Source organism: Sphingobacterium spiritivorum (assembly GCF_016724845.1).
Taxonomy (GTDB): Bacteria; Bacteroidota; Bacteroidia; order Sphingobacteriales; family Sphingobacteriaceae; genus Sphingobacterium; species Sphingobacterium spiritivorum_A.
In genome coordinates this window covers 1,672,235-1,695,803 of the sequence record NZ_CP068082.1, presented here as the reverse complement: position 1 = coordinate 1,695,803, position 23,569 = coordinate 1,672,235, and the positions used below count along the sequence as shown (strand labels likewise).

The following is a 23,569-nucleotide window of genomic DNA, read 5'->3' as shown; positions in this document are numbered from 1 at the left end:
CAACACATCAAATGTGCATTCGAATTATGGTTATCCTTAAACTATTGCTACAGTCTTCTGTCAGCAGCTAACGGATTGAAAAACAAATGCCCAGATATCTTCCGGTAAAATTTTACGGCAAAGCATACGTTTATATTTGGTTACTATAATTACATAAAAATCAGCAAAGCAATGTTGTAAGTTCAATCACAGCGTCTCAATTTTATATCATATCGTATCAGCAAAATTATTTTTTGTCCTTTTATTGGTTATTTTAGCTTAAAGGAATCTAAATTGGAAAGGCGTATTTTTAATTGTGTGGTCTATATGCTGCTTGTAATGAGTACTGTACAGGCACAGCCCACCTATTTTAAAAATTACCAGACTAATGACGGACTTTCTAATAATACCATAACCTGTATTACACAGGACCGGCAAGGCTTCTTATGGTTTGGCAGCAGAAATGGTCTGAACAGGTTCGATGGCAACCGGTTTAAAATATTCAGACACGATGTATCTGATTCGCTGAGTATAGGTAGTTCATCTATTCTGAGCTTACTGACCGACAGAAAAGGACTGATGTGGGTAGGAACAACGCAGGGCGTCTATCTTTACAATCCTGTAAAGGAGAATTTCAGACTTTTCAATAAAATACCTTTGGGAGAGGTCAGAATCATAAAAGAATCCGGTGGTTTTATCTGGCTTACTTCCAATAACAAACTTTACAGATACAATCCGGATGATGCTGCGATAGTGCCGGTTGAACATGACAAAGGTGAAATTATCGCAGCTACATGCAACCCGGATGCCGGGCTCTGGATTGTCAATAGCAAACATGCTGTAAAACGTTATAGCCCAAGTCTTAATAAATTCATAGAAATCAATCTCCAATCCATACACGAAAATATTCGTTCCAATATCAAAACCGTATATGGTATCAATGATTCTCTTCTGATTATCGGAACGACAAATACAGCTTATTTATTTGATTTGAAAAAAGGGAAACCGGTTGATTTGTTTGCGCAGGTATTCCCCAAAAAAGTAATTCAGATCAATAGTATTATCCATCAGTCTGCATCCGTATTCTGGCTTGGAACAGAGACCGGAATTTATACCTATGATTTGGAGACCGGGAGTATTCACCATATAAAAAAGGATCTTCTTAACCCGTTTACGATATCAGATAACGTTATTGTGGACTTTTACAGAGACAAAGAAGGGAGTATGTGGACAGGGACATTCTTCGGTGGTTTAAATCAATATATCAATCAATTTGACAATTTTAAGAAGTATCTGTCTGGCTCCGGGAAATCTGCACTTTCAGGAAATATTGTACATGAGATTATTAAAGATAAGTATGGCAATTTTTGGGTGGGTACAGAAGATGGCGGACTTAATAAAATCGATTCCAAATCCGGAATCATTCAGCATTTCATTGCGGATGGAAAGTCCGGAAGCATCACGCTCAACAATATTCATGGTCTGGCGATCAGAGATGATGAATTGTGGGTAGGTTCGACGTCGCACGGGCTCGATATTTTAGATATAAAAACCGGAAAACTCAGGCGCCACTATAATGAGATCGGAGAGGGGGCGCTGCAAAGTAAGTTTGTTGTATGTCTCTACAGGACAAGAGATAATACGATGTTATTGGGAACTGATCGCGCATTATATGCCTATGATAAGAATAGTAAAGGATTTAAACTTCTTCCTCTCAAGTCAGCGTGGATACAAGGTATTCATGAAGATGCAGACGGACTGCTGTGGATCAATACGTATGGAAGTGGTGTGTTGATTTATAACCGGAGATCCGGCGCTGTACAACAGCTGTATAGTGAGCCAGGAAAACCGAATACATTAATCAACAACTATGTAAACGGGTTATTGGAGGACAGTAAAAGGAATATCTGGCTCTGTACAGAAGGCGGACTTTCAAAGTATGACAGAAATGGTCATTTTACCAATTATTCGTCTGAGGCAGGTTTGTCTTCCAATCAGGTTTTTAAAGCTTTGGAAGACGATAATAATACGATCTGGATATCTACAGGTAAAGGCCTGGTCAGACTGGAGGAGAATAAATCAAAAAGTGTTATTTATACGGCCAGAGATGGTCTGCCAACAGAACAGTTCAATTACAATTCTGCATTCAAAGATACAGACGGGACGTTGTACTTTGGAACAATAAAGGGAATGGTAAGTTTTAATCCGGCCAGATCCATTAAAAACCATTTTGTACCTCCGATATTGATTAGCAATATACAAATCAACAATGCGGATGTTGCGGTCAGAGCAGATGGATTTCTGAGACAATCTATCTCCATGTCAGAAGAAATCAGACTCACCTATGATCATTCCAATCTCAATTTTAATATTGCGGCATTGAGCTATGTATCTCCCGAAAGCAATGCATACCGCTATATTATGGAGGGATATGACAAAGGCTGGACGGAGATGACCGGTAATCAAAAGATTTATTATAATAAATTACCTCCGGGCTCGTATACATTTAAGTTCACGGGCTCCAATAATAATGGAGTCTGGAATAAGGAGGTAAAAGAATTACGAATCATTGTTTCGCCTCCCTGGTGGTTTTCTACCTGGGCATATTTGCTGTATATATTGACACTAGGAACTATTGTTTTGCTGGTTCTGAGATATTATTTTCTATGGATCAAAGCGAATAATACACGTAAAATGGATGTATATGAGCGGAGAAAAGAACAGGAGATTTACAACCTGAAACTGGAGTTTTTTACCAATCTTGCACATGAGATCCGGACACCGCTTACACTGATACGGATGCCGCTGGAAAAGATCATACGCACACAAAAAATTGTAGATAAGGAGACTGTCAGGGACTTGAATCTGATCGAGAAAAATACATTACGCCTGATCCGCCTGACCAATCAGTTATTAGACTTTAGAAAAGCAGAAAACAATAATATGAGCCTTACTTTTACCAAAACGGATATAAATGCATTATTGTCCGAAGTATTTAACGATCTGAATTATCTGGCAAAAGACAAATCATTGCAGTATGAACTTTCTTTACCGCGGATAAGTCTGACGGCTTATGTGGATGAAGAAGCATTTAGAAAAATACTCACGAATTTGATTCATAATGCAATCAAATATGCTGACAATGAAGTAGGGGTAAAGCTTCTGCCTTTCAACAGTGATGATATCATGTTTAACATTGAATTCAGAAACGACGGAAAGATCATTCCGCCAGATAAAAAGGAAAAAATATTTGAACCTTTCTACAGAATCAATGATACAGAAAAGGATACAGGCACGGGTATAGGACTACCGCTTTCCCGCTCATTGGTTGAGTTACATAAAGGTGTACTGTCACTGGTCTATACAGAGGAAGACCGAAACCTGTTTTTGCTTTCCTGTCCTATTTTACAAGATCAGTCTCTGGATATAAAATCGCTCGATGATGAAGCTACAGAGCAGGAATACAATACAGATGACCAGGATAGCTATGAGGACACAGACAAGCCGGTTATTCTGCTCGTAGAAGACAATAAGGAAATACTGGCGTATCTGAATAAGGAATTAAAAGTCAGTTATACAATTCTGAGAGCCACTAACGGAGCTGAGGCTCTTGATATTCTCGACAGTAACAATGTACAGCTGGTCCTGACTGATATTATGATGCCGGTCATGGATGGTTTAGCTTTGTGTAAGCGGATTAAGTCAGATATTCTTTACAGCCATATTCCGGTGATTTTTCTTACAGCTAAAAATGCACTGGAAGCCAAAATAGAAGGAATAAAGATCGGAGCAGATGCCTATATCGAAAAACCATTTTCAATGGAGTATTTACTTGTACAAATACGCAATACGCTAAAAAACCGAATGATTATCAGAGCATATTTTACAAATTCACCGACCTCAAAATTGACTGAAATCAACGTTTCCGCCAGGGATAAAGACTTTATCAGTCAGCTCAATACTGTTATTTACGACAATATCTCGGATATTGATCTTAATGTAGAAGAGCTGGCCAAATTGATGAATATGAGCCGTCCTACTTTATATCGCAAGATTAAGGGACTTTCTGATCTTACGCCTAATGAACTGATCAATATATCCCGATTAAAAAGAGCTGCAGAGTTGCTTCTGCAAAAAGAATATAACATCAGTCAGATAGCGGCCATGGTTGGTTACAGCATACAGTCCAACTTTTCGCGCGATTTTCATAAACACTATGGCATGACACCAAGTGTATATATTGCTACCAGTGGTTCAGAAGATTCCGGATCATAAAACAGTCCTTATTTTGATTTTTTGAGTTGGAAAAATGACAGGTCCGATTGAAGTATCTGATACGTACTGTTCAATTCTTTATCATCTGTTACGAAGCGTAAAGTGGTATCATTGACAATGTTCCACGTGCCTGAAAATTGCAGCGTATCATTAGGGATGTTTTTCTCACCAAGGGTTGATCTCCCATCTTTATGTCCATATTGAATGATCTTCGTAAGCCTGATTTTCCGGTCATTACGGAAATCCAGATAATTGAATTTACGTATTACCCCTTCAGGTAAATTATCAGGGCCGAAACTACGCAGGTAATTATCTGTATATTGTTCATACAAACTGTAAAAGTTTTGAAATTTGGAGGTTGTATACAGTTCTCCCAGTTTAGAATGTACCAGGTACAAGGTGTCCAGTTGCTTGTTTGCGCTTAACAACCAGTCTCCATGTAGTATTTTGGGTATATTGATCTTTTCATCTGTTTTCCTCAGATAAATATTTCCTATCTCCATTTTAGCACCTTTGCTTCTGCCGCCGCCAAATGTGCTGAACATTTCAATCGCATCAGATTCATATCCGGCTTTTTCTATGACCTCTCCTACATGCAGAGGCGGAGCTTCCATGTAAAACATTTCAGTAAGAAGAAAGGCATTGTATCTCCGCTCCGGCAAAATAAAGTTTCCCAGACTATCTGTTACGACTTCTCCGACATTACAGTCAGGGATAGGATTGTTATCGTAATCCATCACTTTTCCTGTGATCTCCGGTCTGCTTAATCTGGAAATACAGGAGGTGAGCAAGACACAAGTCAATGCAGACACAATACTAAACAGGCGCTTTTTGTTCATCTCGTTTTTATGGGTGAATATGTAACTCATCGTAGCAAACAAAAGATGCTATGGTTGTAAATTTACTGCTTTCATTTGCTGTTTTATACTATTCCTGATAATAGGTTTTGAATTTCTGTAATTGCAAATCGTACATAATAGCCAGTTTTACATCTTCAGCCCGAAGAATAATTCCATCTGCAGGAGCCGGTGTAAGACCTGGAGTATTCATAATAACTTTTGCTCCTTTTTTGAAAGAATTAACCTTCATCTTATCGGAATAATTCTCTGAGAATGCCAGATACTTTTCCTGCGTCGCTGTATTTGTACAAATAATAAGCAATCTGCTTTTTTGCATTTCATTGTTATCCGTAATAATGGCGACATCCTTTTTGCCGTCAGCATCAAAATCGCCAAAGCAAATGGTAGATCTGGCTCTTTCCGCATTTTGCGTAATCTTATAGGTGGTCCCGTTGCTGTAAGTCTCGGAAAGCAGCAGCTTTTTAGTTTTCAGATCGAGCTCACTAAATGGTGAAAGGGAAAAATACTGTCTGTATTCTTCATATTGAGATTCCGAAACAAGTATTTCGCTATTTATGGGCAGAGCTGTCGCGGAAAAAGAACCTGAAGATGTCCGAAGGTAGATAAAGGATTTTTCATCATCTGAGCGTTCATCATTTACAAATACTTTATCACCGAATCTGAAATGACGCCCGTTAACTGTTGCCGGTTGGATAACGTAGCGCTCACTGTAGGCTGTCGGTTCTTCTTCAGTTTCGGAAGGGAGAGGATTCTGTTTGATAATCTCTCTTTTAGTGCTGTCGGATAACAAGGTATCCATCTTTAAGCTGTCAGTTTTTTCCTTTTTTACTGTCGCTAAAGGCTTCCTGTTGTCTTTCTTATAGAAAAAATAACCGGCAGAACCGCCTGCCAGTATGAGCAGGATTATGATCACGACAATCCTTTGTTTACGACGGTTCTTATATGATAATATAGGTTTCTGATGTTCCATAATGTTCTTTTTATTTAGGTATTTCCCTGATCATCTCCGTCTTTGCCTGACTGTCAGGTAGCGCATTTATAAATCCTTTTATTAACGGTAAAGCATCTTTTCGGTTCGCAAATGTTTGTTTGAGTTTTTTTGCAATTTCCTGAAATGTAAGCGTCAGGAAATCGTCCTGAAGCAGATTTGCTGTATCTGTATGGAGCTTCTCTGCATCAAATACTGTTGAAAATAACGCTGTCAACTCTGAAAGTAAAGATCTGTTATGCTGTTTGGACTTGCTCCATTGGTCCAGATATTCATCCAGAGCCAGATAGAATATGATTCTTCTTATTCCTTGATTTTGTCTGTAATCCTTTGTGTTTGGATTATCCCGCACCCAATTTTGTGCCATCGCTTCTGCCTGAACTGTATCCTTCAGCATATATTTTCCCCGGATTTTTTCCTCCTCACTCAAACCGGGGTATGCATAGAGCAGCGACTCAAAATTCTTTTTGTACGCAGGTTGCAGAGACAATATTTCATTCATACGATTTAATGTACTGATCCATGTCCCCTCTCTTTTGTGAGCTGTATTCATAAGTGTCATATACAGGCTGGTCATACGCTGCCAGTCAGGTTGAATGGGAATATTCTTGAATACTTTCAAGGAAATTTCGTACAAATAGGATTGATACAGATTGCTGCGTTCATCATCCATATTGATATTTTTAGCGACTGCTGTTGTTATATCGTATGATCTGAAGAATATTTCATAATGTTCAATAGCTTTAGTCGGATCACCTAAAGTCATATAACTTCTGGCATACAGGCTTTGCACATCTGCCGGCAAAGGAATACGTGCATTATCTAATATCTGAATACAGGCATTTGTTTTTCCGGCATTATTTGCATGAGAAGCTGCATTGAATAGCGTCAGATCGGTCTCTTCTGTTTCCAGAGCCCGCCGGGCATAGTCATAAGCCCTTTCCCAGTCCTCCAGATTCGCATAGGCAGCACTCAGGTTTGTAAAATACAATGCTTGCTTCTGTGGTGCATATAAGATCGCAAGTCTGAATTTTTCTTTGGCCTTATGATAATCTTTCAGATGGTAATAAGTGGTTCCCGCATTGTTGAGATACCGGCCGTTTTTGGGTGCAATCTGTAACAGTTCCTCATACAGACTGGCTTTTAAAATATTATCCTGCTGTTGGGATGCGTTTTCTATTTCAGCTTCCAAAGCCTCCATACGTACACTGTCTTCCTTGCTGTATTGTGCAAAGACAGATGACAGTGTCATCATAAGTATATACGTAAGGATCAATTTCATATGATACATGATGAACAAATATAAAGCCGCCTCTCTGATGTGAAATGGACCGATCCATATCTGTTGCCTTCGGGTCTATATCTGTTATAATCTGTCCTTTATTTGAAGGATACACAAATATGATGGTATCCCACACGTATATAAGGCGAAAGCCATCAAATATTTACCCGTTATTCTTTCGGAAGTTTTCTATTTTTACTTTTAAATCAATTCCATATAAATTCGGTACAGAAAGCTAAATAATCTGAATACAGTTGTTTTTAGCTTAGTTATAACGTATTACTTATGATTGCAAGAAAAGCATATTTTATTTTTCTGATTTTATCTTTACTGTTTGTCTTTTCTTGCAGGCAAAAAGAAGAAAGTAGGCAGGATGAAAAGGTAATAGCGAATGCTATTCCTCAAAAAGATTATCTGTCTCTGATTATTGCGATGGATACATTATCCTCACTAGAATATAAAAAAGTGGTTAAGCGTGAATACGACCTGCTGAATCACAGTGCAGATACGGCGAATAATCCGTTCTACCATTATTTCAAGGCGAGAATGTATATGCAGGATAAGCTGCGGGACAGTGCATTGATGGAATATGAGAAGATGACCGGGAAAAGTACAGATGATGATATTGAATTATTGAAAAAAGTCAATATTCTGGATTATACAATCAATAATGGTGTGACTGTGAGTGCATCTGTTATGAAGAAGATCCTTAATGTACTGGAAGCCTCGGAGCGTCAACACAGTCGTTTTATATACCGTTTTTATGATCTGTTAGCCAAGGCTTATTTTCAGAATGATAATGAAAAGGAATCCTTGGGTTATGCGGAACGTTATTATGAAAAGCATCCGTATAAATCACATCCTGTAATTGAACAGCGCTATTATGATATTTCATTTCTGCTGGCCTCCGGCTTGGGAGATTACGAAAAAATGAAGCTGTATAATGACAAGGCCCGCAAGCTCGCAAAAAGTATACACGATAGTCTTGCTATAGCCCGTACATATGACAATGAAGCCCAGGTATATGTACGCCAGATGAAATACGATAAAGCACTGGCCAGTAGCCGGACTTATTTTAATTACCTGAAGAAGACCAATAATCTGAATGATATTGCTTATAATAATCTGGCTACCAGTTTTATACATAACAGACAACCGGATTCGGCAATTTATTATTATAAAGAAGCTATTTCTTTTGCTAAAAAGAACCCTTCCGGAAAACAAAAGCCGGTTTATTACCGCGGGCTGATCAATGCATATAAGATGGTGGGAGCTTATGTGGAGGCATTGGGAGTCGCTGAACAGGCTTATGATCTGGAATTGAGTAATCTGAAAGAGATTGATGCTGTAAAAGTTGCAGAAATACATGAAAAGTATGAAGCGGAGAAAAAGGACCGTAATATCGCCGAACTCAGTAACCGGAATGTACTGAATGAAAAGATCATTCAGCAGCAAAGATGGACACTCATACTGGCTTCCCTTGTATTCATTGGTATATTGTCATTCCTGTATATCATCCAGCGTCAGTATCGCCTGAAAGAAAAGAACAAACTCCTGCAATCAGAAAATCAGCGATTGAATATTGAACAGAAGTTACTTCAGGTACAGCTCAATCCTCATTTTATTTTCAATGCCATTGCAAATTTGCAGAGTCTTATTGCGACCGGAGACAGCAAGGAATCAGTACGTTACCTGACGGCTTTTTCAAGATTGCTCCGCAATGTACTGGAACAAAACAGACAAGACTTCATTAGTCTGGAAGAGGAAATCACATCGCTTCGGAATTATCTTGAACTGCAGCAAATGAGATTTGTCGGGCTTTTCGACTACGAGATCAGTGTTGATGAGGATACTTCTGCAGAAAATACATTTATTCCGCCCATGCTGATCCAGCCGTTTGTTGAAAATGCAATAGAACATGGTTTCAGAAATATTCCGTACAAAGGCTTGTTAAAGTTATCTTTTAGTGTCAGAGACCAGCAGATGCAGATTAGTGTGGATGATAACGGTACCGGATTTACTGAAAAAGGTAAAAGCGAGCATAAGAAACAGTCTCTTGCGAGCATTATACTTAAAGAAAGATTAGAAGTACTCTTTAAATCCAAAGGAGAGGAAGCAAAATTTGAAACACAGGATAAAAAACAATTTGGAGAAAATGGAGTAGTAGTACATATTGTGATTCCTGAAATGAAAGATTAACCTGAACAAAAACTAAAAATATATGAAACTTTATATTCTTGAAGACGAAACACGAATTCTGCAACATCTTTTAAAAGTTGTTCGGAACATCTCCTATGTACAGGTAGTAGGAACTTCTGCGGAAGTTTCCAAAGCTGCCAAAGAGATACCTGAACTGAAACCTGACCTCATTCTGGCGGATATCCGCCTGAAGGACGGAGACAGCTTTCAGTTGTTTGATGAAATTGGCAATGAAAATTTTCAGGTGGTGTTCCTGACCGCTTATGATCAGTATGCTATACAGGCGCTTAATATGGGTGCCTTTGGTTATCTGCTCAAACCTATAGATGAGACGGCTCTGGAAGAAATTCTGGATAGATGTTATCATCACCGTACTCAGGAACATTTCGATCGGCAGCAACTGGAAATTGCACGGCATCATTATACAAATCAGGGCGTAGCGAGTACAAAACGTATTGCACTAAAAAGTGTGGAATATATTGAAGTCGTGCCTATTGAAGATATTATGTATTGCAAAAGTGATAAAGGATATACCACTTTTTTCCTGAAGGATAAGCGCGAAATCCTGGTCTCAAAAGGACTGATTGAGTATGAAGGAATATTGGTGCCTTTTGGATTTCTCCGTTGTCACCAGTCCTATCTGGTCAATTTTCACTATGTGATCAAATATTACAGAGAAGGATTTTTGCAGATGCAAAATAATCAACAGATACCAGTGTCTAGCCGTAAAAAGGAAGAAGTACTGAAATATCTGGAGAATATCCTGTAAAATGATATCTGTAGTATAGATATTAAGCGTATGGTTCGCATTTCCGGTTTGTAATAATCCATCGTAGGGGATAGTTTTTGTGTGGATATTAGAGTTTTATCTGGTATATGGTCATAATTTCCGTTGATAATTTAGAATTATTGAACTTTTGATTGCGTGTATATAAAAAGCGTAGAGTCGGCATCATCTTTTCCGGTCTTTAAATATTGCTGGGTTTTCCAGACTGTACGTATAGTGCTAAAGTCTGCTTTTTGCAACAGCTCTATATCTTTTTTAGGATAATTTATATCGAACTTGAATTTGATTGTGTTTGCTTCATTCATAATGCTTGCAGGGTATCTTTCTTGTCCATCCTGTGTAAAAACAGTTTGATCAAAGTCACCATCAAAGTTTAGGAATACACTTCACGGTCTCAACAGACGGAATGCCTCCTGATAACACTTCTGCAGATTGGGAATTGTCTAGGTCATAAGCTGCGTGAAAATAAAATCGAATTCTCCGTCAGCAAATGTTAATTGTTGTGCATCCTTTATTGTAAGTGATAGCTTGTCTAAAACGTATAAGATACATATCTTGTGTAAGAATTAACAGAATGTAAGATGGTAAAACAGTGGAATTCCTCCTTTAATTATGAGACTGATGCATGTCAAGAGAAGGATCGACAGATTGCCCATAAGGCTATACTTGAAATATTTGGTAATATTCACCCACTCAGTTTAGGATTGAAAGAGTCCATCCGAGAAAACAGTAAACTTATTTACTGTAAAAAGAAACATATTCTTACTAATTTTAACGAAGTCCATAAAAATATATATTTTATAGTACGTGGAGGAATCAGGACATATTTTATAGATAAAGAAGGTTCCGATATCACTTCTTGGTTATTATTTGAGAATGATTTAGCCGTTTCTGTCTTAAGTTTTTTTAGCCAGAAAATAGGCTTGGAGGCAATGGAAACAATCGAAGATAGTATTTTGCTTAGTTTGAGTCATACTACACTAACAAAAATGTATACAGAATTTATTGAATTTAATTTCATAGGTCGTATTCTGACCGAACAGTATTATATTCGAAGTGAAGAAAAAACTAATGCTTTTCGAATTCTAAACGCTTCAGAACGCTATCTGGATTTACTAAAGAAGCGACCTGATATTATCAACAGAGTCCCTTTAGGATATATTGCTTCTTATTTGGGTATTACCAACTCTACACTTAGCCGTATCAGACGGAGAAGATGATTGTTTAGATAATAAAAAATTTTCTTTTTGCTTTTTGTCAAAAAAAGTATATTTTCTTCTGTGTAGTTTTGTGTGCGCATATGTTAATATTTTAAGTATGAAAAGAAGGAGTTTTGTTAAAAAGACATTGATATTTAATCTTTATTTAGGATTGGGTATTCACATGGTATCTTGTATTAAAGATGAAAATGTTAGGCCATCAGACAATTCGGCTAATAAATCAGAAAATCTTGATGTTCTCAGGGAAAGATTAGGAGCCGAAAGGATCATTTATATTACTCAAGAACAGAAAGAGATTGAATTTGGAAGAAAAATTAGTAGGCAAAGATTTAGAATACAATTAGATTCTAAGCTCTATAAAAGTTATTCAAGATCTGAACATATTACTAGAAGAAGAGACATAGGGACTTATATAGTCGGGGTCTTAGTTCAAAGAAAAGCTATCAATGTAGATAAGCTTCGGAATACAAAATACTCCAATACTCTTGAATTTATTGCGGAAGATATTGTTCGCATAAACTATTCAAATCCTGCGCCTCTTTTAAAGTCCAGAAAGCAAAAATGTATCTTGAATTGTATTCAGAAGGATAGTCTCTTTGCTAATAAAATAAATCTTCACAAAATTAATATTTAAAAGTTATGAGTCCTTATGGAACATCTAATCCCGACTATCTTCTAGATAATATAAGTTTAAACCAAGAGGCATGTGATGGTTTGGGTTACTGTCTTCCTGCATGCCCTATGATGTCCCTTTCATTGGTTGAAGGGTATGTTAATGGTTACTTCAATTCCCAAACACTCTTTGTAGATCTTGGTACGTGTATTATATGTGGCCTCTGTGCTGAAGTTTGTCCAAATCAAGCTATAGATGTAGATGTTCCGGGAGGTGGTGGAAGTTCTACGCCAGGAGGTACAGATAACGGAGGAAGTGGTGGCGGTAATGCATCTGGGAGTAATTTCAACGCTTTAGGACCTACTAATCCTATTAATCTCGAGAAGGATCTTGATTGCTTTGATAAAGTCCCTTCCAATAATAATACTGTTTATAAAATTACAATACATGTACATTCTGCACATGAAGGATATCCAACACAAGAATACTGGCAAGGTGACCCTGGCCATGCATATATCACAATGGAAAAGAGTAACAATGCTAATGTGCATAGGTTGTCATTTGGCTTTTATCCGAAGGAAGATACTTGGGTGACGCCAACTAAAAATGCAGTTGCAAGTGGAATTGGTGAAGAATCATCAAATGATCTTAGGCGTAGTGATATCCGATATACGATGATAGTAAATGAGCAGAGTTTTAATAATGCAAAATTCAGTGCTATCGTAAATAGTAATAAACCATATGATTTGAATGATTTTAATTGTACTGATTATGCAATTGAGGTATTTAATGCGGCTATGCAAAATGGAGAAAAGCTAAATGTGCTAAATAGCAATATAGGTTTTACTACACCAGCTGGCTTGTATAGCAACTTAGACCAATTAAGACAAAATGGTAATACAAAAATTTCAAAGTCAAAGTTCTATCTTCCCTTTAGCAATTCTTGTAATTAGTATTTATATAAAACCGAAATGCAGATGCTTTCCATATAGCAAATATTATTTGTTTTGCTATCTATTAATGTAGTGATGATAACTAATTTATATTATGCCTAAAATTTATACTTAATTGTAAAAATAAAGAAATGAAATATATCAAAAGATCGCTCTTAGTATTTATGGTAATTATTATTTTTAGTAATCTGCCATTTGTTGACAAATTGGTGCTTAAAACAATTGATGGAAATACTTTTAGATATTCTAATCGTAATGGAGCTTATACCCGTGTGCAAGGTTTTGACTTTAAGGACGGTTATTTTAATCCGCGGATGATTCAGCGGTATGTTGAACAAGAAAAACCATTGGCAGAAAATAAAAAATTATATAGGTTATATAAAATCAATCCTTTATGTTTTTGGAGATGGGGGTATTATTATGCTTCAAGTAAAGATTTTGAATACTTGGATTGGGAGGAAATTGAACCTACAAGAGTTTCATACCATCCTGATGGTAGATGGCAAGATTTTTAAGATATATAGTATCCATAGCTATAGTAACAAGCTTCTTTTGAAAGTTTTGTTTTCTATTGAATGGCAAAGCAATATTCTACGAAAATAGCCCAGTCAAGTAATATTTTTCAAAACAACGTCCAAATGGCATAAAACCAAACGATATACTAATCGCTTATGATGTTGGCTCAGGGAAGATATTGTCTGTCTATAAAGCCAGCTCTTTTCCTCAGAAATGTACGGAAGATGATATTTTAGAATATCCATGATTAGAAAGATTGCCTTGGTATGTAGAAGCGGAGAATGTTACTCCCGATTTTGGGAGCCGATGGTTTAGTACTAATTTATACATCTGCGCTATTTTGCGGGAATATTTAGATAAGTTTCCAAACGAACTCATTACCTCAGTAGGCGATAAAACACTTGGGAGACTTAATTTTGGTAAGGATAAACTAAAGCTTGCCTTAGGTTTTGCGCGATTTGTTATGGAAAAATAGTTAGGACAACGGTTTCCGCATCACAAAAATAGATATGTGATTCGAAGGTTGTCAAATTGCTTCAAGAAAAATGAAAATGGATAAAAGATGAAACTTTTCTTTGCCATAAACTCCTGTACAGTCATCTTCATAAATCCCATATAGGTTTTCATTGGTGTCGTATCTTATATCTCTAATGTCAATTTTCTTAATCACATATTTTATGGGGTTAGGTTCAGTATCCCATACTATTGAAACCGTTTCCCCGGTATTAAACGCATTAACTGGAGCATCGAGGTTCTCTCTTTTTATATACATTAATCCATCTAGGTCTGCGGTTGAATAACATCTACCGTCAGAACAGTTAAAAACAAAACGAGGATAATGCTGTAACTCGTTAATTTTCATTCTTTTATATTTTTATAAAGATAACAGTTTTTTTAAAAAAGCGACAAGTTTTCTTATAGGGTTTAGGAATTATACTTGTGCAATGGTTATTTAACGGAGTTTTTCTTTGAGGTAACCTCGTTACGGATTTTCTGCGCGAGCCCTTTTACCTGATGCATCGCATTTCTGACACGTGTACCTGCTGCTCCATTGCCGTTTCGTAAAATTTTGCCACATCGTCTTCGGTAGTGACAATCAGTTCTTTCTTTATTAAGATATGCCCATTTACGTATAACTGTAGTTGAAATGAATAGAAATTAAAAAACAATCTCAGGTAAAATCTTTAAAAAACCATTTATCTTACAATTTTTAGGGCAGTCTCTCCTTTAGGAATATATAACAACATGTCTACAAATGTTCTTCTACTCATACCATTTTTATCATCTTCGTACCCCAGCAAAGACTCGCCCTTATTGATTCCCTCTCTCGGTTCCAACCGAACCATTCTTCCGTCTCCGTAAAATCTTAAGATATAATTTTCAAGCGGAAAAAATGTCCTTGAATTTTGTTGTGAGCCTGATAACATTGTCATCACAGACTTCGCTTTTCTACCTTTTGTTGTTTGGAATCTTGTGATGATATCTTCGGAAAAGTACATAGACTGATACCACTCCGCATCAGCCTTCAAAAAATGCGAATTTAAAGCATCGTAATCATTTCTTTCAAACGCTGATATGATCTGTTTATAAAAATGGAGAACCTGCTGTTCTAGTTGTTTTCTATCCAATTGAGTTAAATCTTTTCCATTTTTCCATCCCTCAAGCCGATAGGGAACAGAGGCATTAAAACTGATGTCTCTTTTATAGGTTTGCAATTTCGTCAGATCAGTCGTTTCATCAGCAGTTTTGTACGACAAAATTTCTTTTGATATGTTTTGGTGACCATCTTTTCCCCAACCTGTTTTTTCTATTTTAAGGATAAATTTACTTCCGTTTTCAAGATACGGTTTGCGCACGTTTTGATGATCGTAACCTGGATAAAGCTCAAGAGTAATGAGCTGCTTCCCACTTTTAAGAATATACGGATTGATATCCAGTCTTACCATTCCGGAGATTTTGTCAAAATTGGAATAAACAGGACAGCCATTTATCAGAATACTGAAGCTAAACAAACTTTCTACCTCAAGCTGATACAATGGTTCTTTGTTAAATCTGTGTACTTTTTCCGAAAGGTAACTAATCCGGTTTGCGGTTGACAATACACTATCTTTTATCTCCTGCGCATATCCATAACCAGAGCACACTGTCAATAAAAGCACTATAACTATTCTTATCATATTTTTCGTATTACAATCTTACTGATCACATTGCCAGAATACAAAGTAAACGGGTATTTATCACTTTCAGGAAGATCTTTTAAAATTCGTCGTAGTTGGTTTAATATCCGCAAAAACTCCACAATCAGGCTCCTTAGATAACCATTTAGCTTTAAGCAGTCAAAGATTAAAGTGAAATAAACTGTCAGCCTTTATATTTTGTTCAGAATAATCGGAGGTTTAGATAAAAAAGTGATTTTAAATGAAAAAAGCACCAATCTGATATGATTGATGCTTTTTCTGTAGCCCGTAGGGGAATCGAACCCCTGTTTCAAGAATGAAAATCTTGCGTCCTAACCCCTAGACGAACGGGCCTTTTTGTGTTTCGGTGTGCAAATATAGAAACATCATTTTATTATCCCAAATAAAATTGAAAATATCTTACTATTTTTTTTAATTATAACCTCTTTAATCAATTTTGTGTATTTTAATGCGTTAAAAATCAATGATCATAGCGATATAGAAATATGAGAAATAGAAATTGGGCAAGTCTGGCCGTAACTATATTGATGGGATGTTCCTATCAGGCACAGGCGCAGGACATTGCTTTAAATAAAGCCTTGCAAGTGAATTGGAAGATTGATGATACAAAGTCTGTTGATGAATCGTCCAGATCCATGTTTATAGTTAAGAATGTAAGCAAGAAACCGGTGAATCTTAAGGATTGGACATTAATGTTCAATTATTTGTTTTTGGTAAAAGAAGACAAAGGAAATACCAATTACAGGATAGAGCACCGCAACGGGGATCTTTATGCTTTACAGTTTCTTCAGTCCTCCTATCAGGAAATAAATCCGAATGACTCTTTAATAGTATCCTTCGATGCCATTGCTCCTTTACGTAACACAAGTAAGGCTCCGGGAGGATTATATTTCATTAATCAGAAGGGCAAAATATATGATGTCCCTCAATATGCCGTATTAGCACCTAAGCGTACAAACACTGAGGTGTTGGAGATATTAGGTAAGCAATATGAGTTCAATACAAAGGGCAATACCCAACAAGGGCAACTGATCTTACCGACTCCATTATCTTTAACCAAAAGTGCCGATAAAACATTTGCCTTGCCTTCAAAGCTGACTGTTAAGGCCGATCTTTCTTTCCGGACAGAAAGTAACCTTTTTGTTAACGATTTGAAAAATCTGGGCTACAAGTCTTCACTATCTTCAGGAAATGATGCTGCTGTCCGTTTGGAGAGAGCAGAGGGGATGGAGGAAGAAGAATATACATTGACTGTTGATGGCAGTGGCATCCTGATCCGTGCCTCATCTGCAGCAGGAGCATTCTATGGATTGCAGTCACTGAAATCTATACTTCCACCGGTCTCGAATAATGCGGACATTACGTTAGCACATCTTCAGGTAAAGGATAAACCCCGCTTTAAGTATCGCGGATTTATGATGGATGTATCCCGTAATTTTCAGGATAAGCAAATGGTGTTGAAGATGCTGGATGCTATGGCTATGTATAAACTGAATGTTTTTCATTTTCACTTTACGGAAGATGAAGCCTGGCGAATTGAAATTCCTGGACTACCCGAACTTACTGAGGTAGGAAGTCAGCGATCGGCATCCTTTGCGGATGGCCTCTCTTTACAACCTGCATACCGATCAGGAGCAGCCGGTAAAGGAAGACAATATTATACGACAAAAGATTACATTGAAATCCTTCGGTATGCAAAGGCCAGACATATTACCGTGGTTCCGGAAATCGAAACTCCGGGCCATGCGCGTGCTGCGATCAAGTCCATGCAGGCACGCTATGAAAAATACATGAAGCAAGGTAATCAGGCTGAAGCAGAAAAATACCTGTTGTATGATTTACAGGATAAATCCGAATACAATTCTGCCCAAAACTGGAACGATAATGTAATGAATCCGGCTTTGCCATCGACCTATACTTTTATTGCAAAAGTAGTAGATGAACTCAAAGTGATGCATAAGGCTGCCGGAGTAGAATTAAAGACTATTCATCTCGGAGGAGATGAAGTACCTGTAGGTGTTTGGGAGAAATCTCCGAAAATTGCGGAATTAATGAGTCGGGAAGGGATTAAATCTGTCAATCAGGTCTGGCCATATTACGTCAGCAAGATCAATAATCTGGTTCATGAAAAGGGATTGATCATGGAAGGCTGGGAAGAAATGGGAATGCATAATGAAGGAAAGGGAATGGTTGTCAATCCTAAATTGGCAGATCAGCGTATTCAGGTAGACGTCTGGAATAATCTTATTGGCGGAGGACAGGAAGATCTGGCGTATAAATTAGCCAATGCAGGTTATAAAGTTATATTTGCCAGCGCGAGTAACTTCTATCTGGATATGGCCTGGACACCGTTATTTGAAGAACCGGGACTGAACTGGGCTGCTTATATCAACCTGAGAGAAGCCTATTCATTTGCACCTGAAAACTTCTTTTTAAATGTATTGGAGATCGCAAAGGGAAAAGCAAAAGGAGCTGCATATTTTAAACCGAAGGAAAGACTGACTGCTGCAGGCAGAAAGAATTTCCTGGGTGTAAAGGGAGCTCTTTGGGCGGAGACAGTAGAAAGTCCTGCGCATTTGGAATACCTGATTTTTCCGCGTTTTATGGCAGTAGCAGAAAGAGCATGGTCTCCGGAAAAGAAATGGGAAGTGACAGATACGTATGATGTCAGGGATTTTGACAAGGATTATGCTGCATTCTCAAAAAAGCTGGGTGCTGTAGAATTACCCAAACTGGATAAACTAAACGGAGGGTACCAGTATCGTATGCCGGCAGTCGGTGTCAGGATCGAGAATAATAACGCATTGATAAATACAGAATACCCTACAGGAAGTGTTCGTTATACCACAGATGGTACAGTACCGACAAAAACGGCTGCTACAGTGGAGAATGGAATGCTTAAACTGGAGAAGGGGAAAACATATTCCTTACGAGCTTTTAGCTCTACAGGAAGGGAAGGAAAAGTAATCAGGTTTACTTACTAAATGAAAAGGGCTCTTGTTAAAAGAGCCCTATTTTATGAGGTAAAGAATTTAGCGATATCTGCCATATCAATATCTTCATGTGAGGCATTATATAGGGCTTCAGTTCCTTTTATGACCAGTACCTGCGGAGACTCATGTCTGATGTTCCATTTCTCGGCAATGGCATTAGATACATCACGGTGTGCAATCAGATCCAGATAAAAAATGCTCGCACCTTCCGGCAGTAAATCTTCATTGAATTCCAGCGATCTTTTAGCCATGCTGCTTACCGGGCATCGTGTACTGTGTTTGAATATCGCATGGATCTGGTTATCTGCTATGATTTCGTCCAATTGGGTTACTGATGTTATGTTTTTCCAGTTCATATTACAAAAAAAGCTAAAGAGTTGTAAACTTTGTTAATTCCATATCAACAAAAGCAGCTACTGTGCTGAATATAACACTTTTGCTGTTGTCGGTGAGTGATTTGAAAGTCGTAGGAAGAATCAGTCCGTCACCTATATCCTTAAAATTGTCTATCAGATATTGTACGCTGTCATCTTCTGCATTGAGTTCCCAACGACGAATTTTACCACTTTCAGAATTAAAGAAAAGTTTGCCATTTAGTTTTACATTAAGATCTGTTGTCGAGTTGACAGTTACCACGGTTAACTTCTCTGCATCCACGATCTTTTGTTGAGCATCTCCTGTTTTGAATTGCTTGCTCCCTAAAACGGTAGGCAGAAATAGCAATGATACATCCTGTTTAAACTGTCTGACGATGAGCGGGTAATTTTTAGCTGAAAAATTATCCAGATTTGTCTGCTCTACTTCATTGACATACAGCTTACGTATCTTATTGGTTCTGTAGTTAAATAAAAGTGTAATCTCGTCTCCTGAAGAGGTCGCTCCTTCAAATCTGCAGTCGCCGTTCTGTCTGTTGATCAGAAATTTGCGTGGATTTTCAATAAATGTAGAGGTGTTATTACCTGCTGCTGAAAATAAAATAAAATGAGTTTCATCCCATTTGCTTTTTCCTCCGATTCCTTCCCACAGCTTGTTTACAGTAGGAGTAGTATCCTGTCCGTAGCTGAGTTTGGAAAATAAAGAAGATGATAAAAGAAGGGTGAAGTATAATAATATTCTGAATGCTTTCATATTATATTCAAATTGAGTGTATGTGTTATCAATCAATGTAACAATTAATAACACATCTGTGTAACCACCGTAATGCGGTTATCTCGTTCTGTGCTTTTTCTTAGGGTAAGAACTATATGCGGCACATTGCTGTGTCGATGAACAGGAAGACAGGATAGTGGATCCGATAAACAGAATTCCAACTGCTAAAATAAAGTAACGTTTCATCGTTTCTGATCTTTTAATTCACTATGCATACTTTGCACTGATATGTGCCATTTGGATAGCAGTAATCGCTGCTTCTTCTCCTTTATTCCCATGAATTCCACCGGCACGATCCAGAGCTTGCTGCAGATTATCTGTGGTCAATACGCCAAAGATTACTGGTTTTCCATATTTCAAAGCGGCATTAGCCACACCATTGGCTACAGCATCGCAGATAAAATCAAAATGTCTGGTTTCTCCCTGAATGACACATCCGAGGCAGATAACGGCGTCAAAATCTTTATTTCTCAATAAAATGTCCGCACCGGAGATCAGCTCATAGCTTCCGGGTACTTCTACAATCTCAATATTGCTTTCCAAAGCATTGTGTTTCAACAGTCCTTCAACGGCTCCGTTTAAGAGTGCACCGGTTACCTGAGCATTCCACTGAGATACTACGATCCCGAATTTAAACTGCTTTGCGTCACCGACCTGTATATGAGAAAAATCGGATAAGTTTTTAAGATTACTTGCCATATAAATACAAATATAATGAAAAAGGCTGCTATTAGCAGCCTTTAAATTTTTAGTACCAGAGTTAAAGCCTGTTATTGCTCAGCTTTTACACGAGCGATCAGACCTTCGATCATCGCTGCTTCCTGGCTTTCAGGATAACTGCTTTTGATCTTGGTATAAGCTTCTTCAGCTTTTTTATTTTCTTTTAACTGCTCATATACCAGTCCTAATTTTTTGAGGAATAAAGGAGCTGTGTATGAGTTGTCAGCTTTATCAGCCGCTTTTTTGTAAAAAGTAGCTGCTTTATTATAGTCTTTTTGTTCAGAATAGGCGTCTCCTAACATTCCAACAACAAGTGGATCCAGGATCTCACTGCCTGTATCAGAATATTTTTCAAGCGCTTCGATCGCTTCAGCAAATTTGCCTTCTCTCAAATACAGACCTCCAAGGTATGCATTTGCAATATTAGCAGATTTGGTGTTGGAATATTCTTCAGCAATTTCTTTGAATCCCGGATAAGCTCCGTCTCCGGAAATTGCTCTTTTCTGTAACGAATCATCTGTGGAAGCAGCATATTCTTCTGCTTTGAAGATCTGGTTAGCAGCTTTTTCGGCACGAGGAGCCAAATAAAGTTTTTGATATCCAAAATATAACACTACCAATACAAGGATACCTCCAATTATGAAAGTAAGGCTTTTTTGGTTTTCAACGAAAAATGAACCTTTTTGAGGTTTATATGCAGATTCCGCTGCACGGGTTTGATTATTTGACATTTTCAAAAAATAAAATTCGGAACGCAAAATTACACTTTTAAAAATTATTTGCAAGTGTTTTAGATTTAAATTATTAAGGATGATTAAGTTATTGAATCTGAATATCCTTTTTGTCTAATGCCTCATAAATGGAGTTCTGACTCTTGAATTCCGGTACAATTTGCTTCATCTGTCGGACAATATTAGTCTCGTTTTGTGTCTTAATAATAGTGAAAAGAGTATCTAACTCGCTTTGTACAAATGCAAAATCATTTTCGCGAACCTTGGCGATCATAATCTTTTCATGATGTGTAGCCATTGTGTTTTCCAGATCATTCAGCAGTTCTTCGTAGAGTTTTTCACCCGGACGCAGGCCTGTAAACTTGATTTCAATGTCCTGATTTGGTACAAATCCGGATAATTTGATCATTTTTTCAGCCAATTCGACAATTTTTACAGATTTTCCCATGTCGAATACAAATATCTCACCTCCGTTACCCATATTGCCGGCTTCAATAACCAGCTGACAGGCTTCCGGAATAGTCATAAAGTATCGGGTAATCTCCGGGTGGGTCACTGTTACAGGTCCCCCTTTTTCGATCTGATCTTTAAACCTTGGAATAACGGAACCATTGGATCCCAATACATTCCCAAATCTGGTCGTAATAAAGCGGGTATGTTTCTTTTCTGATCTCTCCAGATGGTTATTCAGGGATTGTACATATATTTCAGCGATTCTTTTCGTTGCGCCCATGATATTAGTCGGATTGACCGCTTTGTCAGTCGATACAAATACGAATTTGTCAACTCCGAAATCTACGGCAAGATTGGCCAGGTTAAATGTTCCCAACACATTCGTTCGTACCCCCTCAATAGGATGGTTTTCCATCATAGGTACATGCTTGTAGGCGGCAGCGTGATATACAACATGTGGCTTGAACGTATCGAACAGATTCTTCATACGTTCATAATTTTTCACATCCGCTATAAAACTGTGATATACCTGATTTTTATAGAGATCCTGAAGATCCAGTTGCAAATTATGAAGAGGAGATTCGGCCTGATCGCAAAGGATAATCATTTGCGGATCGTATTTTCCCAGTTGTTTTGAAATTTCGCTTCCTATAGACCCGGCAGCTCCAGTTACCAGCACACGTTTACCTTTCAATTGCTCCAGAATATTATTGTTGGATATCTTGATAGAATCACGCTCCAGCAGGTCTTCTATTTTTATTTTTTGAATCTGATTGGGATTAAGATCTCCGTTAATAATTTTTTGTACAGGAGGTAATGTTAATACATTGACATTATGCTCCAGACAGATATCTGTAATCTCATTCTTGCGAGTGGCAGGTATATTGGGAGATGCAATGATAAGCTCTTCCACATTTAGTTTGGGGATCAGCTTGTCCAAATCATCAGGTGAATAAATTTTGATACCATCGATTGATTTTCCGATTTTCTGATCACTGTCGTCCAGATAGCCGATAATAGTATTTGCAGCTCGCAGATCATGATCCATCGTTCTTTTGACAGCAATACCCAAATCGCCCGCTCCGAATACCAGTGTATTCTTTTTACTGTCCTGTGCTACTTTGGTGTATTGAAAAAATACTTTTATAGAGGTTCTGTAGATGAAAAGGCAGACAAAAGCGAATAACGAATACAGAATAATAAGATTAGTCGGTAATATCGTTGGTATACGCATTGCAATCAGGAATAATTTGATTGCAAACAGTACGATTACAATAAACAATACTGTCGATAAGAATCTTATGGAATCTACAGCACTTGTGTAGCGGATAATGCCCGTATGTGTTTTGAAAATCAAAAAAGCAACAGCCGTTATAGACATGCAATACATAAACTCCATTGCCAGCGCCGGTCTGTAAAATGCTTCCAAAGAGAAGTTATAAAAGACAGAATAGGCTAAAAAGAAGGCAAATGAAGCACAGGCAATATCAAAAAGAAAAATTATCCAACGAGGGACAATGCTCAGTTGATTGACTGAATTTAAAATTTTCATGTGTTAGGGGGTGGGTAAAAATTTATACAAATCTACTTTTTTTAATAACCAAATTACATTTTATATGCTAATATTGTACCATCTTATTAAAAGCGAGCATA

At 37.6% G+C, this 23,569-nt stretch carries 20 protein-coding genes and 1 tRNA gene; 8 read left to right on the top strand and 13 right to left on the bottom strand.

From position 1 onward, the window contains the following. The first annotated feature begins 318 nt into the window (after positions 1–318). Positions 319–4,254, top strand: a complete 3,936-nt coding sequence (locus I6J03_RS07080; RefSeq protein ID WP_232279751.1) for a hybrid sensor histidine kinase/response regulator transcription factor — start codon at positions 319–321, stop codon at positions 4,252–4,254. Positions 4,255–4,262: 8 nt separating this feature from the next. Here the strand turns inward: I6J03_RS07080 and I6J03_RS07075 are convergent, their stop codons facing one another. The 3 genes from I6J03_RS07075 to I6J03_RS07065 form a co-directional block, all read right to left on the bottom strand. Then, positions 4,263–5,093, bottom strand: coding sequence for a hypothetical protein (locus I6J03_RS07075; protein ID WP_039990122.1), 831 nt, complete (start codon positions 5,091–5,093; stop codon positions 4,263–4,265). A gap of 88 nt (positions 5,094–5,181) precedes the next feature. Next, on the bottom strand, positions 5,182–6,084 hold the full coding sequence (locus tag I6J03_RS07070) for a hypothetical protein (protein WP_201694257.1): 903 nt from the start codon (positions 6,082–6,084) through the stop codon (positions 5,182–5,184). Between the two features lie 10 nt (positions 6,085–6,094). Beyond that, the gene (locus tag I6J03_RS07065; protein WP_157600508.1) at positions 6,095–7,384 is read right to left on the bottom strand and encodes a tetratricopeptide repeat protein; all 1,290 of its coding nucleotides are present in this window, start codon (positions 7,382–7,384) and stop codon (positions 6,095–6,097) included. A gap of 285 nt (positions 7,385–7,669) precedes the next feature. Between I6J03_RS07065 and I6J03_RS07060 the strand changes: the two genes are divergently transcribed. Both I6J03_RS07060 and I6J03_RS07055 read left to right on the top strand, forming a co-directional pair. Beyond that, entirely contained in the window at positions 7,670–9,583 is a 1,914-nt protein-coding gene (locus I6J03_RS07060; protein WP_003008764.1) for a tetratricopeptide repeat-containing sensor histidine kinase, read from the top strand. A 22-nt stretch (positions 9,584–9,605) separates the two neighbouring features. Further along, positions 9,606–10,352: a LytR/AlgR family response regulator transcription factor gene (locus I6J03_RS07055; RefSeq protein WP_003008762.1), complete on the top strand. Its 747-nt coding sequence runs from the start codon at positions 9,606–9,608 to the stop codon at positions 10,350–10,352. A gap of 137 nt (positions 10,353–10,489) precedes the next feature. Here the strand turns inward: I6J03_RS07055 and I6J03_RS07050 are convergent, their stop codons facing one another. Then, positions 10,490–10,675, bottom strand: a complete 186-nt coding sequence (locus I6J03_RS07050; protein WP_003008760.1) for a hypothetical protein — start codon at positions 10,673–10,675, stop codon at positions 10,490–10,492. A gap of 276 nt (positions 10,676–10,951) precedes the next feature. On the opposite strand from I6J03_RS07050, the gene I6J03_RS07045 reads away from it, so the two are divergent. The 4 genes from I6J03_RS07045 to I6J03_RS07030 all read left to right on the top strand — a co-directional run bounded on the left by I6J03_RS07045 (position 10,952) and on the right by I6J03_RS07030 (position 13,671). Further along, positions 10,952–11,590 carry a Crp/Fnr family transcriptional regulator gene (locus I6J03_RS07045; RefSeq protein ID WP_003008758.1) on the top strand — a complete coding sequence of 213 codons (639 nt, stop codon included), beginning with the start codon at positions 10,952–10,954 and terminating at the stop codon, positions 11,588–11,590. 97 nt (positions 11,591–11,687) lie between these two features. Next, entirely contained in the window at positions 11,688–12,224 is a 537-nt protein-coding gene (locus I6J03_RS07040) for a hypothetical protein (RefSeq protein ID WP_003008756.1), read from the top strand. A 5-nt stretch (positions 12,225–12,229) separates the two neighbouring features. Then, positions 12,230–13,156 (top strand): 4Fe-4S binding protein, encoded by a 927-nt coding sequence (locus I6J03_RS07035; protein ID WP_003008754.1) that lies wholly within the window; start codon positions 12,230–12,232, stop codon positions 13,154–13,156. Between the two features lie 131 nt (positions 13,157–13,287). Further along, a complete protein-coding gene (locus I6J03_RS07030; RefSeq protein WP_003008752.1) occupies positions 13,288–13,671 on the top strand; it encodes a hypothetical protein in 384 nt (127 codons plus the stop codon). 527 nt (positions 13,672–14,198) lie between these two features. Here I6J03_RS07030 and I6J03_RS07025 read toward each other — a convergent pair. The 4 genes from I6J03_RS07025 to I6J03_RS07015 all read right to left on the bottom strand — a co-directional run bounded on the left by I6J03_RS07025 (position 14,199) and on the right by I6J03_RS07015 (position 16,203). Next, on the bottom strand, positions 14,199–14,534 hold the full coding sequence (locus tag I6J03_RS07025) for a hypothetical protein (RefSeq protein WP_003008748.1): 336 nt from the start codon (positions 14,532–14,534) through the stop codon (positions 14,199–14,201). A gap of 86 nt (positions 14,535–14,620) precedes the next feature. Next, a complete protein-coding gene (locus I6J03_RS22905; protein ID WP_394356940.1) occupies positions 14,621–14,692 on the bottom strand; it encodes a hypothetical protein in 72 nt (23 codons plus the stop codon). A 176-nt stretch (positions 14,693–14,868) separates the two neighbouring features. After that, positions 14,869–15,618: a hypothetical protein gene (locus I6J03_RS07020; protein WP_232279750.1), complete on the bottom strand. Its 750-nt coding sequence runs from the start codon at positions 15,616–15,618 to the stop codon at positions 14,869–14,871. Between the two features lie 513 nt (positions 15,619–16,131). Next, a tRNA-Glu gene (locus I6J03_RS07015) sits at positions 16,132–16,203 on the bottom strand. A 152-nt stretch (positions 16,204–16,355) separates the two neighbouring features. On the opposite strand from I6J03_RS07015, the gene I6J03_RS07010 reads away from it, so the two are divergent. Continuing rightward, the gene (locus tag I6J03_RS07010; protein ID WP_003008743.1) at positions 16,356–18,854 is read left to right on the top strand and encodes a family 20 glycosylhydrolase; all 2,499 of its coding nucleotides are present in this window, start codon (positions 16,356–16,358) and stop codon (positions 18,852–18,854) included. A gap of 32 nt (positions 18,855–18,886) precedes the next feature. Here the strand turns inward: I6J03_RS07010 and ytxJ are convergent, their stop codons facing one another. The 5 genes from ytxJ to I6J03_RS06985 form a co-directional block, all read right to left on the bottom strand. After that, positions 18,887–19,219, bottom strand: a complete 333-nt coding sequence (gene ytxJ, locus I6J03_RS07005; RefSeq protein ID WP_003008741.1) for a bacillithiol system redox-active protein YtxJ — start codon at positions 19,217–19,219, stop codon at positions 18,887–18,889. Positions 19,220–19,232: 13 nt separating this feature from the next. Further along, positions 19,233–19,991 (bottom strand): hypothetical protein, encoded by a 759-nt coding sequence (locus I6J03_RS07000; protein ID WP_003008738.1) that lies wholly within the window; start codon positions 19,989–19,991, stop codon positions 19,233–19,235. A gap of 228 nt (positions 19,992–20,219) precedes the next feature. Continuing rightward, positions 20,220–20,711, bottom strand: a complete 492-nt coding sequence (gene ribH / locus I6J03_RS06995) for a 6,7-dimethyl-8-ribityllumazine synthase (protein ID WP_002997708.1) — start codon at positions 20,709–20,711, stop codon at positions 20,220–20,222. 71 nt (positions 20,712–20,782) lie between these two features. Beyond that, positions 20,783–21,463: a tetratricopeptide repeat protein gene (locus I6J03_RS06990; RefSeq protein ID WP_003008733.1), complete on the bottom strand. Its 681-nt coding sequence runs from the start codon at positions 21,461–21,463 to the stop codon at positions 20,783–20,785. 88 nt (positions 21,464–21,551) lie between these two features. After that, complete coding sequence (locus I6J03_RS06985; RefSeq protein WP_003008732.1) at positions 21,552–23,468, bottom strand: polysaccharide biosynthesis protein; 1,917 nt, start codon at positions 23,466–23,468, stop codon at positions 21,552–21,554. Between the last annotated feature and the right edge of the window lie 101 nt (positions 23,469–23,569).

Excerpts from the sequence above, each read along its gene's own strand:
- I6J03_RS06985 (WP_003008732.1), bottom strand. The coding sequence starts at position 23,468 with ATGAAAATTTTAAATTCAGTCAATCAACTGAGCATTGTCCCTCGTTGG.
- I6J03_RS07050 (WP_003008760.1), bottom strand. The coding sequence starts at position 10,675 with ATGAATGAAGCAAACACAATCAAATTCAAGTTCGATATAAATTATCCT.
- I6J03_RS07045 (WP_003008758.1), top strand. The coding sequence starts at position 10,952 with ATGGTAAAACAGTGGAATTCCTCCTTTAATTATGAGACTGATGCATGT.
- I6J03_RS07035 (WP_003008754.1), top strand. The coding sequence starts at position 12,230 with ATGAGTCCTTATGGAACATCTAATCCCGACTATCTTCTAGATAATATA.
- I6J03_RS07030 (WP_003008752.1), top strand. The coding sequence starts at position 13,288 with ATGAAATATATCAAAAGATCGCTCTTAGTATTTATGGTAATTATTATT.
- I6J03_RS07080 (WP_232279751.1), top strand. The coding sequence starts at position 319 with ATGAGTACTGTACAGGCACAGCCCACCTATTTTAAAAATTACCAGACT.
- I6J03_RS07070 (WP_201694257.1), bottom strand. The coding sequence starts at position 6,084 with ATGGAACATCAGAAACCTATATTATCATATAAGAACCGTCGTAAACAA.
- I6J03_RS07065 (WP_157600508.1), bottom strand. The coding sequence starts at position 7,384 with ATGAAATTGATCCTTACGTATATACTTATGATGACACTGTCATCTGTC.
- I6J03_RS07055 (WP_003008762.1), top strand. The coding sequence starts at position 9,606 with ATGAAACTTTATATTCTTGAAGACGAAACACGAATTCTGCAACATCTT.
- I6J03_RS07025 (WP_003008748.1), bottom strand. The coding sequence starts at position 14,534 with ATGAAAATTAACGAGTTACAGCATTATCCTCGTTTTGTTTTTAACTGT.
- I6J03_RS07075 (WP_039990122.1), bottom strand. The coding sequence starts at position 5,093 with ATGAACAAAAAGCGCCTGTTTAGTATTGTGTCTGCATTGACTTGTGTC.
- ribH (WP_002997708.1), bottom strand. The coding sequence starts at position 20,711 with ATGGCAAGTAATCTTAAAAACTTATCCGATTTTTCTCATATACAGGTC.
- I6J03_RS07020 (WP_232279750.1), bottom strand. The coding sequence starts at position 15,618 with ATGGTAAGACTGGATATCAATCCGTATATTCTTAAAAGTGGGAAGCAG.
- I6J03_RS07010 (WP_003008743.1), top strand. The coding sequence starts at position 16,356 with ATGAGAAATAGAAATTGGGCAAGTCTGGCCGTAACTATATTGATGGGA.
- I6J03_RS07060 (WP_003008764.1), top strand. The coding sequence starts at position 7,670 with ATGATTGCAAGAAAAGCATATTTTATTTTTCTGATTTTATCTTTACTG.
- I6J03_RS06990 (WP_003008733.1), bottom strand. The coding sequence starts at position 21,463 with ATGTCAAATAATCAAACCCGTGCAGCGGAATCTGCATATAAACCTCAA.
- I6J03_RS07040 (WP_003008756.1), top strand. The coding sequence starts at position 11,688 with ATGAAAAGAAGGAGTTTTGTTAAAAAGACATTGATATTTAATCTTTAT.
- I6J03_RS07000 (WP_003008738.1), bottom strand. The coding sequence starts at position 19,991 with ATGAAAGCATTCAGAATATTATTATACTTCACCCTTCTTTTATCATCT.
- ytxJ (WP_003008741.1), bottom strand. The coding sequence starts at position 19,219 with ATGAACTGGAAAAACATAACATCAGTAACCCAATTGGACGAAATCATA.